The organism is Ideonella azotifigens, from assembly GCF_006519715.1.
GTDB lineage: Bacteria > Pseudomonadota > Gammaproteobacteria > Burkholderiales > Burkholderiaceae_C > Ideonella > Ideonella azotifigens.
Window position 1 is genome coordinate 1 of record NZ_VIDT01000720.1, and the last position, 2,618, is coordinate 2,618.

3 protein-coding genes are annotated in these 2,618 nt (G+C 67.3%); all 3 read left to right on the forward strand.

Annotated features, from left to right (window positions below; genetic code table 11):
- Nucleotides 1–476, forward strand: a 476-nt coding sequence (locus FKP22_RS26755; RefSeq protein ID WP_141290992.1) for an MBL fold metallo-hydrolase, incomplete at its 5' end; no start/stop codon positions are given.
- Nucleotides 477–654: 178 nt separating this feature from the next.
- Complete coding sequence (locus FKP22_RS26760; RefSeq protein WP_141290994.1) at nt 655–2,181, forward strand: DUF4331 domain-containing protein; 1,527 nt, start codon at nt 655–657, stop codon at nt 2,179–2,181.
- Nucleotides 2,182–2,190: 9 nt separating this feature from the next.
- Nucleotides 2,191–2,445: a hypothetical protein gene (locus FKP22_RS26765; RefSeq protein ID WP_141290996.1), complete on the forward strand. Its 255-nt coding sequence runs from the start codon at nt 2,191–2,193 to the stop codon at nt 2,443–2,445.
- Nucleotides 2,446–2,618 lie beyond the last annotated feature (173 nt).

Here is a 2,618-nt window from a genome sequence, read left to right on the forward strand (position 1 = left end):
TCGGCGAAGGCTGCACGCTGCGCGCGGTGCCCACGCCGGGCCATGCATCCAACCACGTCTGCTGGCTGCTGGAGGAAGAGCGGCTGCTGTTCACCGGCGACCATGTGATGCAGGGCTCGACCGTGGTCATCAACCCGCCCGATGGCGACATGGCCGCCTACTGCGCGGCACTCGAAAGCCTGCTGGCGCTGGACCTGGATTGGTTTGCACCCGGCCACGGCTTCCTGATCGCCGAGCCGCAGGCCGAGGTGCGCCGGCTGCTGGCGCACCGCCAGGCGCGTGAGGACAAGGTGCTGGCCGCGCTGCGGGCGCAGGCCGCGCCGGTGACGGTGCAGGCGCTGGTGCCCGAGGTCTATGGCGACGTGCCGGCCTCGCGCCATGGCATTGCTGCCCGCTCGCTGAGCGCGAACCTGCTGAAGCTGGCCGCGCAAGGCCAGGCGAAGATGGACGACGAAGCCCGCTGGGAAGCGGCCTGAGGACAGGAGCAGAGAACACCCGCTTACAAGTCTCCGTGAAGAAAGTCGCATCCGGCTTTGTGTCGGCTGCGTAAAGGCCTGAGTCGTCGGAAGGGTTGAGGGTCATCGCAGGCCCCCCTTCGCCGGCTCTGCCCAACCGCCGGCCCCGCGCTGGCGCACTTTCTTCCAGGAGACTTCCATGTTGCGTTCCCCTCTGCGTCTGCTGCCCCTGGTGGCCGCGGCCATGCTGGCCGTGGCCGGCACCGCCCAGGCCTCCAGTCACCGTGAAGCCCCGTTCATCACGACCTCGCCCAAGGTTGATGCCTCGGACTTCTACATGTTCCGCAGCTACGAGACCGGCCGTGACGGCTACGTCACGCTGATCGCGAACTACCAGCCGCTGCAGGACGCGTATGGCGGCCCGAACTACTTCTCGATGGACCCGAACGCGCTCTACGAGATCCACATCGACAACAACGGCGACGCGGTCGAGGACCTGACGTTCCAGTTCCGCTTCAAGAACACGGCCGCCGGCATTGCGCTGACGGTGGGCGACCAGAGCGTGGGCATTCCGCTGATCCAGGCCGGCCAGGTGGCGAATGTCAACGACACCAACCTCAATGTGGCCGAGAGCTACAGCGTCAGCGTGGTGCGCGGTGACCGCCGCAGCGGCAGCACGCAGGTGGTGACCAATGCCAGCGGCGGCGCCAGCACCTTTGCCAAGCCGGTGGACAACATCGGCGTGAAGACGATTCCGGACTACGCGGCCTACGCTGCCAAGCACATCTACAGCGTCAACATTCCGGGCTGCAGCACGGCGGGCAAGATGTTCGTCGGCCAGCGCCAGGACCCGTTTGCGGTCAACCTGGGCACCATCTTCGACCTGGTCAACGCGCCGGTTTCGGTGATCACCGATCCGACGCTGATCGGCGCGGTGCCCAACCAGCTGGCCGACAAGAACGTGACCACGCTGGCGCTGGAAGTGCCGATCAGCTGCCTGACCAATGGCACCGAGACGGTGATTGGCGGCTGGACCACGGCCAGCATGCGCCAGGCCCGCATGCTGGACCCGAACCCCAAACCCGGCCACCAGACCACCGACAAGAACGGCGGCGCCTGGACCCAGGTCTCGCGCCTGGGCATGCCCCTGGTCAATGAGGTGGTCATCGGCCTGAAGGACAAGGACCGCTTCAACAGCGCCAAGCCCAAGGACGACGCGCAGTTCGCCAAGTACGTGACCAACCCGACGCTGCCCAAGCTGATCGAGATCGCGCTGGCGCTGCCGAATACCGCGCCGACCAACTACCCGCGCAACGACCTGGTCACAACCTTCCTCACCGGCATCAGCGGCCTGAACCAGCCGAAGAACGTGGTGGCTTCGGAAGAGCTGCGGCTGAACACTGCCATTGCGCCGGTGCCGTTCGCGCAGCAGAACCGCCTGGGCGTGGTGGGCAACATCCTGGCCGGTGGCAACGACTTCGCCGGCTTCCCGAACGGCCGCCGACCGAAGGACGACGTGGTCGACGTGTCGCTGGTCGCGGTGATGGGCGGCCTGTGCATGGCCAATGGCGACACCGACGCGCTGAAGTTCGGCGCGGCGTGCAAGCCCTCGGCCGTGCCGCTGGGCGAAACCTCGCTGAAGCTGCATGACGCGGTGGACCAGGCGGTCGTGCCCTTGATGGCCGGCTTTCCGTACCTGAACACGCCCATCGGCGGCACCAAGTAAGGGGCGGCCATGAAGCGCGTTCATCTCATGACGCTGGCGGCTGGTGCGCTGGCGCTGCTCGCTGCCTGCAATGGCGGCAGCGACGACGGCACGTCCGACCCGCAGGGCGGCGGCAGCATCCCGTCCTCCGCACTCGCCTCGCCCGAGGCCTACATCGACTACGTGGCCAAGCTGCCGGCCAGCGAAACCGAGGAGCCGGTCAACCTCGATGCGGTGGACCAGCCACCGGCCAGCGACACCACCGAGCCAGTGGCGCTGGATTGATCACGGCTCCCTCGCCGTGACTCGCGGAGGCGGCGCACCGCGTCGCCTCCCCCCATTTTTCGTTCCTCGCCACCATGTCCACCTGGAAATCCGCCCGCCTGGCCGCTGCCTTGCTGCTCAGTTGCCATGCCCTGCTGCAGGCTGCGCCGTTTGTGCCGGCCAACGATGCGACG